Raw genomic sequence first — 13,884 nt, 5'->3', positions numbered from 1 at the left:
CGCCCCGCGACCCGCCGGGGGCGGAGGGGCGGTCCCGGCGGCGGTGACCCGGCCGGGGGCACACCGCCGGGCCCCGGGCATCAAGGGGCGGACGGACAGTCCCGGCAGCGGCCCGGAGCGGGGGCGCGGAAGGCGCGGTCGCAGCCGTCGCAGTTCTGGAGCGGATCCGGCGGTCTGACGGCCCGTACGGGTGGTGGCGCCGGGAGTTCGGGCGGAGCCCAGGCCTTGAGCCGGTAGGCGATGAGACCGGCGGGGTGCCGCAGGTCACTGGGCAGCTCCGAGGACAGTACGAGGCGTACGGCTTCCGGCTCCGCCCCCCGCTCCAGCCACTCGGCGACCCCGGGCGCCAGCTGCCGCACGTCGCGCTCCGCGAGCAGCAGCCGGGGATCGTCCCCGCGCAGCCGCGCGAGCAACTCCTCGGCCTGCCGCAGCGATGCCTCCGGCGGCTGTACGGGGCCCGGCGCGGCCGCAGGCTCCGACCCCGACTCGGCAGCCACCTCGGCCCCCGGGCCCGGGTCCTGGGGCGGCGGGGGTGGGGGCGCAGCCGCCGGCTCCGGGTCGGGCCCGGACTCCGGGTCGGGCTCGGGCTCAGGCTCGGGCTCCGGGTCGGGCCCCCATGGGGGCGCCGGCTCGGGCATCGCACCCGGGTCGGGCACGGGCGGGGGCTCGGGCGCAGCCACCCGCTCCGGTTCCGCGCCCGGTCCCGGTTCCAGCTGGGCCGGGGCCACGGGCTCCGGCTCGGCGACCGGCTCCAGGGGCGGGCCGCCGCGCGCGGAGGGGCGGTTGAAGGACACCGTTCGGGTGATCACCCGTCCGTCCGGCAGCCGGACCCGGCTGCGCTCCAGGTACCCGTGTGCCTCCAACTCCCGCAGGGCGCCCGAGATCCGCGTCTCCCCCTCCCGGAACCGCTCCGTCAGCCGCTTGATGCCAATGCGCGCACCGGTGGGCAGGGATTGGATGTAGGCGGCGAGACCGATCGCAACCAGCGACAACGAGCGGTGCTGCACGAGGTGGTTGCCGATCACGGTGTAGTGGGCGGCGTGCCGGACCTTGACGTGGACGACACCGGATTGAGCGGTCCCGGCGTGAACACGGGACGAGGCGCGCGAGGGAGCGCTAAGGTTCTGGAGAGCCATAGGGAAGGGTTGGACTTCCTGATCTGGTCAGGCCCTCGATCGGGATTGCCGTCCCGGCGGGGGCCGTCTCATGTCTGGTGTTGTGTGGGGCGAGCATATGCCCGGCAACCATCCCAAAATCCAGCCCAGTTGGCGCAGTTCACCCATGCGAGTGATGGCGGACGCCTGGGGAGCCGGAGGGGTGGGGTTGGTTGGATTTACCTCACCGGATTTCAAGGGTTTGACGTCCGGCGCCACCGGATCCCGGTCCCCCGCGACCCGGTTCGCAGCCCCCAACAGGCCCTCGCGTCACGTCCAGCTCCGCCCACACCACCTTGCACGGCGGCAACCCCCGCTCCACCCCCCACCGGTCCGCGATGGCGTCGACCAGCACCAGCCCCCGCCCCGCCTCCGCGCTCCCGCCCGCGTCGCGGATACCCGGGACCCGGTCGCCCCGCGTGTCCACCACCTCGATCCGCAGCACCCCGCCGCCGAGGGCCAGCCCGATCCGGAAGTCCCGGCCGGGAACCCGGCCGTGGGTCACCGCGTTGGCGGCGAGCTCGGCCACGATGAGCGCGGGGCCCTCGCAGGACAGCCCCCAGGACGCGAGCTTCTCGACGGCGAGGCGGCGGGCCTGGCGGGCCCCGAAGGGCGTGGCCGTGAGCCGGGCGGTGAACTGCTCTGCGGAGTCGCTGATTTGCGTATTCACGTAACCGAGCGTGGTGGGGCGTGCGTACCGTGAGAAGCGGAACCTCCCTTGCGTCCGGCTTCTGTCCGGTCGTTGTCCGGTGCTGTCGTGCCTGTCCCGTCCGGGCCCCGGGAACGGAGTGCTGAGGAAATCGGTGCGTTGAAGGTGGGGCACGCATGAGCGTGGACAGTGACGGTACGGAAGACGCCGGCTGGGACGTCGATCCCGAGGACGAACAGGGCGTGGCCGTCCTGGCCGCGCTGGGCCGCCAGCTCAAGGCCTGGCGCGAGGAAGCGGGCATCCGCGCCACGGACCTCGGCACGGAGATCGGCTACGGCGAGGACCTCATCCGCAAGGTCGAAGCGGGCAAACGGATCCCGCGGCCCGAGTACCTGGACAGGGCGGACGAGGCGCTGCGGGCGGGCGGGAAGATCGCCGCGATGAAGGAGGACATGGAACAGGTCCGCTACCCGAAGAAGGTCCGGGACCTGGCGAAGCTGGAGGGTCGGGCGGTCGAGATGTCGGCCTACAGCAACCACAACATCCACGGCCTGTTGCAGACGCACGAATACGCGCGGGCCCTGTTCGAAATGTGGCAGCCGCCGCAGAGCGCGGAGGAGGTCGAACGCGGCGTGGCCGGCCGGATGGCCCGAAGGGCGATCTTCGAACGGTCCCCGGCACCAGCTCTCAGTTTCGTCCAGGAAGAGGTGACCCTTCGACGCCGCATCGGAGGGACAATGGTGCTGCGCGGGCAACTCGAACGCCTGCTGGAGGTGGCCCGGTTGCGGCATGTGACGATTCAGATCATGCCGACCGATCGCGAAGAGCACGCCGGGATGGGCGGGTTGATCCAGGTGCTGAAGTTCTCGGACGGATCGGCAGTGGGGCGCTCAGAAGGCGCCTTCAACGGTCGCCCCGTCTCCGATCCGAAGCGGCTCCGGGTCCTTGAGCAATGTCATGCCATGATCCGGTCCCAGGCTCTCACGCCACGGGAGTCGGTTGCATTCATCGAGCAAGTGCTGGGAGAGACATGATCCGCAAGCCCGAGCTGGAGTGGTTCAAGAGCAGCTACAGCGACAGCGGCGACATCAACGACTGCGTCGAGGTGGCAAACACCCCCGCCACGATCCACGTCCGCGACTCCAAGGACCTCCACCAGCCCCATCTCGCCTTCGCGCCCCGCGCCTGGGCCGGGTTCCTCGCGCACGCCGCCACCGGCTGAGCGAACCGAAGGGGGACCTTCCGCGGCTTCGTTCCTAGACTCCGCGCATGGACATGGTCACCTGTACGCACTGCTCCGCCACCGGCCTCGAGAAGGGCCTGCTGGACGACATCACCAGCGCCAGTGGCTTCACCCGGTGGGTCGAGGGCGAGCTCCGCACGGGCGCCTTCGGCCGGTTCATCAAGGGCAAGAAGCGCTACCGCGTCGAGGCCGCCCGCTGCCCCCGCTGCGGGCACCTCGAACTGTTCGCCAACCAGCCCAGCGGCTGACCCCGAGGCCGTAGCTTCCGGCAGCTACTGGATGCTCTTGAGGTGCGGATGTCCCGGGTCCGCTGGGCAGGCGAACACGTTCAGCTTGCCCCAGCGGCCCACCTGGACCTCGGTGGGCTCCCAGCTCCCGCCGCCGGCCGGGTCCCGTTCCTCCAGCGGCATCCAGCTGCCGCTCGCGCCGTCCCACTCCGAGCTGGCGATGGTCAGCAGAAGTTCCATCGGGGCGGCGCAGGACGGGCAGTCCACGGGGGCGGCGTCGGTCAGGTTCCAGGACGCGTAGCCCCCGGCGCGCCAGCCGGGCGGGATGGACAGGTCGAACTGGTAGGTCGGCCAGTCCCATTCCTCCACGCCCGCTTCCTCGGCCTCCTCTTCGAGGGCGTCTTCCCTGGCCTCGATCCGGTCGCACAGCTCTTCGGGCAGCAGCCCGGCGAAGGGGTACGTGACCACCTGCTCGGGGTGCAGCACGCACGGCTCGGGTACGTAGCCCTCGGAGCCCACGACCTCCGGCACGGGCGGCTGCGCCAGCACGCTCGCGACCTCCCACGACCGGCGCCAGCGCAGGTCCAGCAGCATGCCGGTCCGCTTCTCGCCGTGCGCGTCGAAGGGGCACCAGAACACCTGGAGCAGATCGCAGTCCTGCGGACCCGCGAGCAGGTCGGGCACGTCCCGGCGGTACAGCTGGGCCACACCGATCATCGGGAGCGGATCCGCCTCCCCGCTCTCCCCCGCCGCCCGGTGCCTGCGCCGGAGCTCCTCCAGCAGCCCCCGCTCCTCCTCCGTGGGGCCGGGGTCCGGGTTCCGGGCCCACGCGGCGGCCAGGAGCTCCCGCTCCCGGTGGATGTCCGCGGGGCGCCGGCCGCGACCGTGGGGGTGCGGATCGGTGCACACCGGCCACGGCTCGTCCGCCGGCCAGAGCATCGGCCCGCCCACGGAGCTCACCGACGCGTCGGGGCTGCCCGGCCGCGGATGCAGCCGGGTGGTCGTGCCGCGGTGAGCGGCGAGCCCGGGGAAGAGCGCCTCGGCGTCGAGCGGGCGCGGTGGCGTGGTCCTCGTCATGGTCCCGAACCCTAAGGCCACGGCCTGCCCGGCCCTCGGCCGGCCGGTCGCCGGGCCCGGGGCCCGGCCCCGACGGCCTGGAGGAAGCGCCCGCCGACGTCTCCGCGGAAGCCCTGCGCTTCGCCCCCTTCACCGAGGGCCAGTTCAAGGATGAGGCTGCGCCGCGAGCGGCGCGGGACCCTGCGGGCACGCCGCAGCCCCCGCCCGGACGGGGGCGGGGGCTGCGGGGTGCGGGTGGCCGGGGGTCAGGCCGTGACGAGGACCTTCTCGGCGGCGGCCTCGGCGGGCGCCTCGGCCGGAGCCGGGGCCGGCTCGTCCAGCGGGGAGGAAGAGGCGGTCGCGTAGGCCACCTTGTCCAGGATTCCCTCGCGGGCCGCGACGATGACCGGGACCAGCGCCTGGCCGGCCACGTTGGTGGCGGTGCGCATCATGTCCAGGATCGGGTCGATCGCCATCAGCAGGCCCACGCCCTCCAGCGGCAGGCCCAGCGTGGACAGGGTCAGGGTCAGCATGACCGTGGCGCCCGTCAGACCGGCCGTGGCGGCCGAGCCGACGACGGAGACGAAGGCGATCAGCAGGTAGTCGGTGATGCCGAGCTGCACGTCGAAGATCTGCGCGATGAAGATCGCGGCGAGCGCCGGGTAGATCGCGGCACAGCCGTCCATCTTGGTCGTCGCGCCGAACGGGACGGCGAAGGAGGCGTACTCCTTCGGGACGCCGAGGCGCTCGGTGACCTTCTGGGTGACCGGCATGGTGCCGACCGAGGAGCGGGATACGAAGGCCAGCTGGATGGCGGGCCAGGCGCCCTTGAAGAACTGCAGCGGGTTGACCTTGGCGACGGTCCACAGCAGCAGCGGGTAGACGCCGAACATCACGAGCGCGGAGCCGACGTACACGTCCGCCGTGAAGGTCGCGTACTTGCCGAGCAGGTCCCAGCCGTACGTGGCGATCGCGGTACCGATCAGGCCGACGGTGCCGAGCGGGGCGAGGCGGATGACCCACCACAGCGCCTTCTGGAGCAGCTCCAGCACGGACTCGGCGAGGTTCAGCACGGGCTGCGCCTTGCTGCCGAGCTGGAGGGCGGCGATACCGGCGACGGCGGCGAGGAAGACGATCTGAAGGACGTTCAGCTCGGTGAACGGCGTGATGATGTCCTTCGGCACGATGCCGGTCAGGAAGTCCAGCCAGGACCCGTGGCGCTTCGGCAGCTTGCCGTCCTGCGGGGTGAGGCCGGTGCCGGAGCCCGGGTTGGTGAGCAGGCCGATGCCGAGGCCGATGGCCACCGCGATCAGCGAGGTGATCATGAACCAGAGCAGCGTGCGCGAGGCGAGCCGCGCGGCGTTGTTCACCTTCCGCAGGTTGGTGATGGACACCAGGATGGCGAAGAAGACGAGCGGGGCGACGGCCAGCTTCAGCAGCTGGACGAAGATGTCGCCTATCTGCTCCAGCGTGGTGCCGAGCCAGCTGATCTCCTGGCTGCGGGAGACCCAGCCGAGCAGGACACCGAGCACGAGGCCGGTGACGATCTGCGCCCAGAAGGGGAAGCGGAACGAGGACTTCTTGGCGGGCGCCTGGGCCGGGGCCTGGGCGGCAGGGGTCTGCGGTGACGCGGACACGGACACTCTCCGGGTGGTTCTGCGGTTTCTGCGGTGGGGTGGTGGTGCGGTGCGGCAGCACCCGGAAAGACGAAGAGCCGGGCGGGCGGGACCGCTGCTGTGCCAGGGCTGGTCGCGGGACTCAGCAACAACAGCAACAGGCCGCGGACACGCGGCGGCAGAGGTCGACGTGCAGGCGCGCCACGAGCGGAACGCTCGTGATCTTCCGGTGCATGCGGTGCACCCGGTGCGCGGCTGTCGTCAACATGTTGAACACGCTAACACTTCTTCTTTGGGAATCTAAAAGGGTCCCTTTGAGATCCCTTGCCCGCGAACCCTTCCCCGAGACCCCCGGAAACGCCGAAAGCCCCGGCGCGGCGGGCGGTGGGCCCGGCGCCGGGGCAATTCGGTGTGTGATGAACCTAACTGACGCGCGAGGCGTCGTCCGCCACGTCCTCCTGGCTGCGGTTCGCGGCGAGCTTCTGCTTCGCACCCGCGACGCGTCCGGAGATGGCCACGGACATCTCGTCGCGCTGCTTGCGCAGCAGGACGAAGGAGAGCGGGGCGGAGATCACGAGGGCGAGCAGCACGATCCAGACGAAGTTGGCGTCGCCCAGGCTCCCCGGCACCCAGCCCAGCCGGACCAGGGCAGCGACGAGGACGAGGCACCCGACGAAGATCCCCAGACGCATCGCGGTGTAGCGGATCGTCGCGCTCGGCTTGAGGGACACGGTGACCCCTGCTCTCTCGTCGTGGTGGTACGTGGTCGTACGTCGGCTCGTGCCCGTCCAGTGAAGCACGCCGGGGCCCGGCTCCGGCCCGCCGGGGTCACGCCCGCCGCGGCTCCGCAGGTCAGTGCGGCGGCAGCAGGAGGGCGGACGTCGCCGCTGTCGTCGCGGTCGTCGCGGTCGTCGCGCACAGGAAAGCCCCGGCCCCCCGTGGAGGGAGCCGGGGCCTCGTCGGCCGGTGTCAGAGGCGCATGGCCTGCGGCGTCTCGCGGAGCCCCGCGTCCGGGCCGGGGTACTCGCGGATGATCTCGTAGCGCGTGTTGCGCTCGACCGGGCGGAAGCCCGCCTCGCGGATCAGCTCCAGCAGGTCCTCGCGGCCCAGCTTGTTCGGGGTGCCGTAGTTGTCCGCGTCATGCGTGATCTTGTACTCGACGACCGAGCCGTCCATGTCGTCCGCGCCGTGCTGGAGCGCCAGCTGCGCGGTCTGCACGCCGTGCATCACCCAGAAGACCTTGACGTGCGGGACGTTGTCGAAGAGGAGGCGCGAGACCGCGAAGGTCTTCAGGGCCTCCGCGCCCGTCGCCATCGTCGTGCGCGCCTGCAGCTTGTTGCGCACCTTGCCGTCCTTCATGTCCACGAAGTCGTGCTGGTAGCGCAGCGGGATGAAGACCTGGAAGCCGCCGGTCTCGTCCTGCAGTTCGCGCAGCCGCAGCACGTGGTCCACGCGGTGGCGCGACTCCTCGATGTGCCCGTAGAGCATCGTGGAAGGGGTCTTGAGGCCCTTCGCGTGCGCCAGGCGGTGGATGCGCGACCAGTCCTCCCAGTGGGTGCGGTGGTCGACGATGTGCTGGCGGACCTCCCAGTCGAAGATCTCCGCGCCGCCGCCGGTGAGGGACTCCAGACCGGCCTCGATCAGCTCGTCCAGGATGTCGGAGGCCGACATGCCGGAGATCGTCTCGAAGTGGTGGATCTCGGTCGCCGTGAACGCCTTCAGCGAGACGTTCGGCAGCGCCTCCTTCAGCGCGGAGAGCGAGCGCGGGTAGTACCGCCACGGGAGGCTGGGGTGCAGGCCGTTGACGATGTGCAGCTCGGTGAGGTTCTCGTTCTCCATGGTCTTGGCCAGGCGAACGGCTTCCTCGATGCGCATCGTGTACGCGTCCTTCTCGCCCGGCTTGCGCTGGAACGAGCAGTAGGCGCACGAAGCGGTGCACACGTTCGTCATGTTGAGGTGCCGGTTGACGTTGAAGTGGACGACGTCGCCGTTCTTGCGCGTGCGCACCTCGTGGGCGAGGCCGCCGAGCCAGGCCAGGTCGTCCGACTCGTAGAGGGCGATGCCGTCCTCCCGGGTCAGCCGCTCGCCGGAGCGAACCTTCTCCTCCAGCTCACGCTTGAGCCCAGCGTCCATGCCGCCCTCTCCTCTGTCCTCTGTCCTCGTCACTGCCCGCGACCTCGACCGCGACCTAGACCCTGTCCTTGGCCTTGGCCCTGTCCTTGACCTTGGCCGCGATCGTCCCAACCGTACTCTCAGGCCTCCTCGGGCAGTCCCCCGACCCGGTTCTCCCACTTGGTGGAGAGCACGATCGTGGTGCGGGTCCGCGAGACGCCCTTGGTTCCGGAGAGCTTGCGGATGATCTTCTCCAGACCGTCCACGTCGTTGGCACGCACCTTCAGCATGAAGGAGTCGTCACCGGCGATGAACCAGCAGTCCTCGATCTCCGAGAGGTCGCGCAGCCGGCGGGCCACGTCCTCGTGGTCCGCGGCGTCGGAGAGGGAGATGCCGATCAGCGCCGTGACGCCGAGGCCGAGCGAGGCCGCGTCGACGGTCGCGCGGTAGCCGGTGATGACTCCGGCCGTCTCCAGCCGGTTGATCCGGTCGGTGACGCTGGGGCCGGAGAGGCCCACGAGCCGGCCCAGCTCCGCGTACGAGGCACGTCCGTTCTCACGAAGTGCCTGGATGAGCTGCCTATCCACCGCGTCCATATACCTGGAGCCTTCCATTATTCGGCGTTCCCTCGAGTTTACGTATAGAATCAAAGGCACACAGGGTCGACACCCTGTGAATCTTTCAACAGATCAAAGACGATCTGACGATCTTCAGGAGTGGTTCACCGTGTACACGATCGAGATGGCCTACGCGCACATGCGACAGCTCCAGGAGCTGGCCAACCGATCCCGCACCGACCAGCCCGCCGCCGCACACCGCGTCGACAAGACCCGCAGGCCGGGGCGCGCCAAGAAGCGCTAGGCGCCACCGCCCGCCCCCCGGTCCCTCCCGGGAACGGGGGCCCGGGAGCCTCCCAGCTCCCCTTCCCACCGGCGGTACAGGCCGTGCGGCACCCCTGCCGCGTCGAGCACCCGCCCCGCGACGAAGTCCACCAGATCCTGGATGTGCGTCGCACCCGCGTAGAACGCCGGAGAGGCGGGCAGCACCACTGCGCCCGCCTCGTCCAGGCTCACCAGATGCTTCAGCGTCTGCCCGCTCAGCGGGGTCTCCCGTACCGCCACCACCAGCCGGCGCCGCTCCTTGAGCGTCACGCTCGCGACCCGCTGGAGCAGGTCCTTCGACAGCCCCAGCGCCACGCCGGCCACGCAGGCCGTGGACGCGGGCACGATCAGCATCCCCTTGACGGGGTACGAGCCGCTGCTCGGTCCGGCCGCCAGATCTCCGGCACCCCAGTGACGGACTCCGTCCAGTTCCGGCCGTGCGAAGGTCGCGGGCTTGCCGTCGGCCCCCCGCTCCAGCCACTCCGCCAGGTCGTCGCGCCAGTGCGCGTCGCGGAAGGCGATCCCGGTCTCGTCCAGCAGGGTCAGCCTGGACGCCCGGCTCACCACCAGGTCCACGCTCTCGCCCGCCGCCAGCAGCCCGCGGATCACCGCGGCCGCGTACGGCGTCCCGGACGCCCCGGAAACCCCGACCACCCACGGGGTGCGCTTGCCCTCAGTCATACCTCCGAGACTATCCGGCCACCGCTGATGGGCACTGGCTAAGGTGACCGCACGTTCAAGGGGTGGACACGGAAGCACAGGGGACGGGGTCGTCATGAGTGGGGTCAGCGTCTGGAGCCGGACCGGCCGGGTCAAGCAAGCCGCGCAGCTGATGCTGGGCTGGGTCGCCCTGCTCTGGCTGATCGAGGCCGTCGACTACGCCACGGGCCACGCCCTCGACGGCTACGGGATCACCGCCCGGGAGGCCGACGGTCTCGGCGGGATACCCCTGGCGCCGTTCCTGCACTTCGGCTTCGACCACGTGGCGTCCAACAGCGTCCCGCTGCTGGTCCTCGGCTTCGTGACCGCGCTGAGCGGGATCCGCCGCTTCCTGGCCGTCTGCGCGGCCATCGTCCTCGCCGACGGGTTCGCCGTCTGGCTGATCTCCCCGGCGCACAGCATCACGGCGGGCGCCTCGGGCCTGATCTTCGGCCTCTTCGGGTACCTGCTGATACGCGGCTTCGTGGAGCGCAGCCCGCTCGGCGTCGCGGTCGCCGTGGTCATGGCCGCCGTCTGGGGCACGACCTTCCTGGCCGGAGCCCTCCCCACGGACTCCGTGGTCAGCTGGCAGGCCCACCTCTTCGGCCTCCTCGCGGGCGCGGCCGTGGCCGTCTTCTCCCGCCCCCGGGCCGAGGTGGCGGCCTAGGCGGCGGTGCCGGGGTCCACGGGCAGTTCGGCCGTGTCCACGGTGACCTTCCCGATGCCGGTCTCCACGGTGACCGTGTCCCCGTACGGGATCACGTCGCGGCCCAGGTAGCCGTCGGGCCCGGGGTTCCACAGGGTGGTGCACTGCGCCTTGTACGGGTCGAAGATCAGGTAGTGCGGGATCCCGCGCCGGGCGTAGGCCCGGTCCTTGACCTCGTAGTCGTTGCGCACGCTGCTGGGGGAGACGACCTCGATGGCGAGCTCGATCAGGTCGGGCGGGTAGGCGCTGAGGTTCTTCCGCACCTCCGCCTTCGGGATCACCGCGAGATCGGGACAGAGCTCGTTGTCAGGGTCGAAGGGGACTGCGACATCGCTGATGAATCCCCACTCCTCCGAAAGCTGACCCTTGAGAGCCGTGCGGACCTCCCAGATCGTTTCGTTGTGGTGCGGCTTGACCGGACTCATCACGATGTTGCCCTCGACGATCTCGGTCCGGTACCCGGGGAACATGTCCTCGAACCGGCTGAGCTGCGAGTGCAGGCGGTCGCTCTCCGAGACGGTCACGTCGGCCTCCCTGTCCATGCACTCGATGGTATGCCGCACGCTGGCCCCCGGGGCAGGCCACGAACCGCCCGATCCCCGCAGGGCACACACGATCGAGCTACAGCGACAGGCCCCGGACCACCAGGTCGAGCAGGGCGCAGACGAAGAGCGCCATGCCGATGAAGCCGTTCACCGTGAAGAAGGCCCGGTTCAGGCGGGACAGGTCGTGCGGCTTGACGATGGTGTGCTCGTAGAGGAAGGCGCCGACGACGATCAGCAGGCCGAACCAGAACAGCGGGCCGGCGTCCGTGGCGACGGCGTACCAGGCCAGCAGGGCCGTGGTCACGGCGTGCGCGCCGCGGGCGCCCCACAGGGCGGCCGGGATGCCGAAGCGGGCCGGGACGGACTTGACGCCCTCCGCGCGGTCGGCGGCCACGTCCTGGCAGCCGAAGATCAGGTCGAACCCGCCGATCCACACGCCCACCGCGAGGCCGAGGATGACCGCGTCCCAGGACCACTCACCGGTGATCGCGAGCCAGGCCCCGATCGGGCCCATCGCCTGGGCGAGGCCGAGGATGGCGTGCGGGAAGTTCGTGAACCGCTTCCCGTACGGGTACACCACCATCGGCACGACGGCGATCGGCGCCAGCATCAGGCACAGCGGGTTCAGCAGCGCCGCCGCTCCGAGGAAGACGGCCAGCGCGATCCCGGCCCCGGTCCACGCGGACCGCACGGACACCGCCCCGGTGACCAGCTCCCGCCCGGCGGTACGCGGATTGCGCGAGTCGATCTCCCGGTCGATGATCCGGTTCGCGGCCATCGCGAAGGTCCGCAGCCCCACCATGCAGACGGTGACGAGCAGCAGCTCGCCCCAGTGCATCCGCTCGTCGAGCGTGAACATGGCGGTGAGCGCGGCGATGTAGGCGAAGGGCAGCGCGAAGACCGAGTGCTCGATCATCACGAGCCTCAGGAACGCCTTCACCTTCCCGCTCGCCTGCGGCGCGGGCCCGGGTCCGAGGACGCCCTCAGCGGCGGATGTCATACGAGGTCCCTCCGGAACTCTTCGAGGTCGGCCAGGAGCTCCGCCGCCGGGAGCGCCCCGAGCTCCAGGGTCCGGGGGGCGTCGTCTTCGTGGCCCTCGGGCGGAATGACGTGGGCGGTGAGCAGCCAGGCGTCGCCGGCCGGGCGGGCTTCGAGGCGCAGGAAGTTGCCGGCCTCGGCGGTGAAGGGCTCGGCCGCCGCCAGGTAGCGCTGGAGCTGCTCCGCGAAGTCGTCCGCCTCGATGTCCCGCGCGCCGGGGAGTTCGAAGCCGCCGCCCTCGCCGTCCACGTCGAGCATCAGCGCCCAGACGTCGCCGGGTCCGGCGAACTCCTCCGGAGAGACGCCCGCCTGCTCGGCGGCCTGGCGGACGCCGGGGTCCGTCGGGTCGATCTTCGGACGCGCCAGGGCCACGTAGACGGTGTCGGTGCCGATGAACAGCTCCGGTCCCTCCACCACGATCGGGCTCACAGTCCGTACTCCTTCCAGCGCCGGTCCACCAGCGCGGCGGTCGCCGGGTCGGACTCGACCATGTCGGGCCAGCCGCCGTCGCGGGTGTAGCCCTCCTCGGGCAGTTTCTTCGTGGCGTCGATGCCCGCCTTGCCGCCCCAGAACTGCTGGTACGAGGCGTGGTCGAGGTGGTCCACCGGGCCCTCCACGACGGTGAGGTCGCGGGAGTAGTCCGTATTGCCCAGCGCCCGCCAGGAGACTTCGTGGAGGTCGTGGACGTCGCAGTCCTTGTCCACCACGATGATCAGCTTGGTCAGCGACATCATGTGCGCGCCCCAGATGGCGTGCATGACCTTCTGCGCGTGCTTCGGGTACTTCTTGTCGATCGAGACGATCGCGCAGTTGTGGAAACCGCCCGACTCCGGGAGGTGGTAGTCCACGATGTCCGGGACGATGATCTTGAGGAGCGGGAGGAAGAAGCGTTCCGTCGCGCGTCCCAGCGGGCCGTCCTCCGTCGGCGGCCGGCCGACGACGATCGACTGGATCAGCGGACGCTTGCGCATCGTCACGCAGTCGATCTTCAGCGCCGGGAACGGCTCCTGCGGGGTGTAGAAACCGGTGTGGTCGCCGAAGGGGCCCTCGGGGAGCGTCTCCCCGGGCTCCAGCCAGCCCTCGATGACGACCTCGGCATTGGCCGGGACCTGGAGCGGGACCGTCTTGCAGTCCACCATCTCGATCCGCTTGCCCGCCACGAACCCGGCGAAGAGGTACTCGTCGATGTCGCCCGGCAGCGGCGCGGTCGACGCGTACGTCACGGCCGGCGGACAGCCGAAGGCGATCGCGACCGGCAGCCGCTCACCGCGGGCCGCGGCGACCGCGTAGTGGTTGCGGCTGTCCTTGTGGATCTGCCAGTGCATGCCGATGGTGCGCTTGTCGTGGCGCTGGAGGCGGTACAGGCCGAGGTTGCGCACGCCCGTCTCCGGGTGCTTGGTGTGCGTGAGGCCGAGGTTGAAGAAGGACCCGCCGTCCTTGGGCCAGGTGAAGAGGGCCGGCAGCCGGTCCAGGTCCACGTCGTCGCCGGTGAGGACGACCTCCTGGACGGGCGCGGAATCGCCCTTCACCTTCTTCGGCGGCACGTGCACCATCGAGCCGAGCTTGCCGAAGGCCTCGCGGACGCCGATGAAGCCCTGGGGCAGCTCCGGCTTCAGCAGGCCGCCGATCTTCTCGCTGATCTCGGCGTACGACTTCAGCCCGAGGGCCTTCAGCAGTCGCCGGTCGGTCCCGAAGACGTTCATGGCCAGCGGCATCGCCGAGCCCTTGACGTTCTCGAAGAGCAGCGCGGGTCCGCCCGCCTTGTTCACTCTGTCGACGATCTCCCCGACCTCTAGGTACGGGTCCACTTCGGCCTTGATGCGCTTGAGGTCGCCCTCCCGCTCCAGGGCCCGGAGCAGCGAGCGGAGATCGTCGTAAGCCATGCGGGCAATTGTGGCATCCTCGCTCCGAGCCCGAACCGCGGCGGGGCCTCTACCCTGGAAGAGTCCGCCGCGGAC

The 13,884-nt window shown here is 70.6% G+C and carries 17 protein-coding genes; 5 read left to right on the top strand and 12 right to left on the bottom strand.

Annotation, left to right across the window (positions count from 1 at the left end; translation table 11 throughout):
• Nucleotides 1-80: 80 nt before the first annotated feature.
• Together OG904_RS17035 and OG904_RS17030 are read right to left on the bottom strand one after the other, a co-directional pair.
• Nucleotides 81-1,136, bottom strand: a complete 1,056-nt coding sequence (locus tag OG904_RS17035; RefSeq protein ID WP_405491800.1) for a helix-turn-helix domain-containing protein — start codon at nt 1,134-1,136, stop codon at nt 81-83.
• A 202-nt stretch (nt 1,137-1,338) separates the two neighbouring features.
• Nucleotides 1,339-1,824 carry an ATP-binding protein gene (locus OG904_RS17030; protein ID WP_405491798.1) on the bottom strand — a complete coding sequence of 162 codons (486 nt, stop codon included), beginning with the start codon at nt 1,822-1,824 and terminating at the stop codon, nt 1,339-1,341.
• A 155-nt stretch (nt 1,825-1,979) separates the two neighbouring features.
• Between OG904_RS17030 and OG904_RS17025 the strand changes: the two genes are divergently transcribed.
• Genes OG904_RS17025 through OG904_RS17015 form a run of 3 tightly spaced genes read left to right on the top strand, consistent with a single transcriptional unit; the run spans nt 1,980 to nt 3,294 of the window.
• Nucleotides 1,980-2,837: a helix-turn-helix domain-containing protein gene (locus OG904_RS17025; RefSeq protein WP_405491796.1), complete on the top strand. Its 858-nt coding sequence runs from the start codon at nt 1,980-1,982 to the stop codon at nt 2,835-2,837.
• The gene (locus OG904_RS17020; protein ID WP_405491794.1) at nt 2,834-3,025 is read left to right on the top strand and encodes a DUF397 domain-containing protein; all 192 of its coding nucleotides are present in this window, start codon (nt 2,834-2,836) and stop codon (nt 3,023-3,025) included. The genes OG904_RS17025 and OG904_RS17020 overlap by 4 nt, the downstream gene beginning before the upstream one ends.
• Nucleotides 3,026-3,072: 47 nt before the next feature.
• Nucleotides 3,073-3,294 (top strand): hypothetical protein, encoded by a 222-nt coding sequence (locus tag OG904_RS17015; RefSeq protein ID WP_405491792.1) that lies wholly within the window; start codon nt 3,073-3,075, stop codon nt 3,292-3,294.
• A 24-nt stretch (nt 3,295-3,318) separates the two neighbouring features.
• Here OG904_RS17015 and OG904_RS17010 read toward each other — a convergent pair whose 3' ends face one another.
• The 5 genes from OG904_RS17010 to OG904_RS16990 all read right to left on the bottom strand — a co-directional run bounded on the left by OG904_RS17010 (nt 3,319) and on the right by OG904_RS16990 (nt 8,653).
• A complete protein-coding gene (locus OG904_RS17010) occupies nt 3,319-4,350 on the bottom strand; it encodes a hypothetical protein (RefSeq protein WP_405491790.1) in 1,032 nt (343 codons plus the stop codon).
• A gap of 245 nt (nt 4,351-4,595) precedes the next feature.
• On the bottom strand, nt 4,596-5,972 hold the full coding sequence (locus OG904_RS17005; protein ID WP_405491788.1) for a dicarboxylate/amino acid:cation symporter: 1,377 nt from the start codon (nt 5,970-5,972) through the stop codon (nt 4,596-4,598).
• A gap of 395 nt (nt 5,973-6,367) precedes the next feature.
• Nucleotides 6,368-6,676 carry a DUF4229 domain-containing protein gene (locus OG904_RS17000; protein ID WP_405491786.1) on the bottom strand — a complete coding sequence of 103 codons (309 nt, stop codon included), beginning with the start codon at nt 6,674-6,676 and terminating at the stop codon, nt 6,368-6,370.
• Nucleotides 6,677-6,914: 238 nt separating this feature from the next.
• A complete protein-coding gene (mqnE, locus tag OG904_RS16995; protein ID WP_405491784.1) occupies nt 6,915-8,078 on the bottom strand; it encodes an aminofutalosine synthase MqnE in 1,164 nt (387 codons plus the stop codon).
• Between the two features lie 119 nt (nt 8,079-8,197).
• The gene (locus tag OG904_RS16990) at nt 8,198-8,653 is read right to left on the bottom strand and encodes an Lrp/AsnC family transcriptional regulator (protein ID WP_328300204.1); all 456 of its coding nucleotides are present in this window, start codon (nt 8,651-8,653) and stop codon (nt 8,198-8,200) included.
• A gap of 130 nt (nt 8,654-8,783) precedes the next feature.
• On the opposite strand from OG904_RS16990, the gene OG904_RS16985 reads away from it, so the two are divergent.
• Nucleotides 8,784-8,918, top strand: coding sequence for a hypothetical protein (locus tag OG904_RS16985; protein ID WP_405491781.1), 135 nt, complete (start codon nt 8,784-8,786; stop codon nt 8,916-8,918).
• Here the strand turns inward: OG904_RS16985 and OG904_RS16980 are convergent.
• Nucleotides 8,915-9,619, bottom strand: a complete 705-nt coding sequence (locus tag OG904_RS16980; RefSeq protein WP_405491779.1) for a UbiX family flavin prenyltransferase — start codon at nt 9,617-9,619, stop codon at nt 8,915-8,917. The genes OG904_RS16985 and OG904_RS16980 overlap by 4 nt on opposite strands.
• A gap of 94 nt (nt 9,620-9,713) precedes the next feature.
• Here OG904_RS16980 and OG904_RS16975 point away from each other — a divergent pair, with 94 nt between their 5' ends.
• Entirely contained in the window at nt 9,714-10,304 is a 591-nt protein-coding gene (locus tag OG904_RS16975) for a rhomboid family intramembrane serine protease (RefSeq protein WP_405491777.1), read from the top strand.
• On the opposite strand, the gene OG904_RS16970 is transcribed toward OG904_RS16975, so the two are convergent.
• The 4 genes from OG904_RS16970 to OG904_RS16955 form a co-directional block, all read right to left on the bottom strand.
• Nucleotides 10,301-10,885: a Uma2 family endonuclease gene (locus tag OG904_RS16970; RefSeq protein ID WP_405491775.1), complete on the bottom strand. Its 585-nt coding sequence runs from the start codon at nt 10,883-10,885 to the stop codon at nt 10,301-10,303. The genes OG904_RS16975 and OG904_RS16970 overlap by 4 nt on opposite strands.
• Nucleotides 10,886-10,964: 79 nt before the next feature.
• Complete coding sequence (gene mqnP / locus OG904_RS16965) at nt 10,965-11,888, bottom strand: menaquinone biosynthesis prenyltransferase MqnP (RefSeq protein WP_405491773.1); 924 nt, start codon at nt 11,886-11,888, stop codon at nt 10,965-10,967.
• A complete protein-coding gene (locus OG904_RS16960; RefSeq protein ID WP_405491771.1) occupies nt 11,885-12,355 on the bottom strand; it encodes a hypothetical protein in 471 nt (156 codons plus the stop codon). The genes mqnP and OG904_RS16960 overlap by 4 nt, the downstream gene beginning before the upstream one ends.
• On the bottom strand, nt 12,352-13,809 hold the full coding sequence (locus tag OG904_RS16955; protein ID WP_405491769.1) for a menaquinone biosynthesis decarboxylase: 1,458 nt from the start codon (nt 13,807-13,809) through the stop codon (nt 12,352-12,354). The genes OG904_RS16960 and OG904_RS16955 overlap by 4 nt, the downstream gene beginning before the upstream one ends.
• Nucleotides 13,810-13,884: the final 75 nt, after the last annotated feature.

It is taken from the genome of Streptomyces sp. NBC_00096, from assembly GCF_045041305.1.
GTDB lineage: Bacteria > Actinomycetota > Actinomycetes > Streptomycetales > Streptomycetaceae > Streptomyces.
The sequence above is the reverse complement of the archived record's forward strand: the minus strand, read 5'-3'. Positions and strand labels throughout refer to the sequence as shown.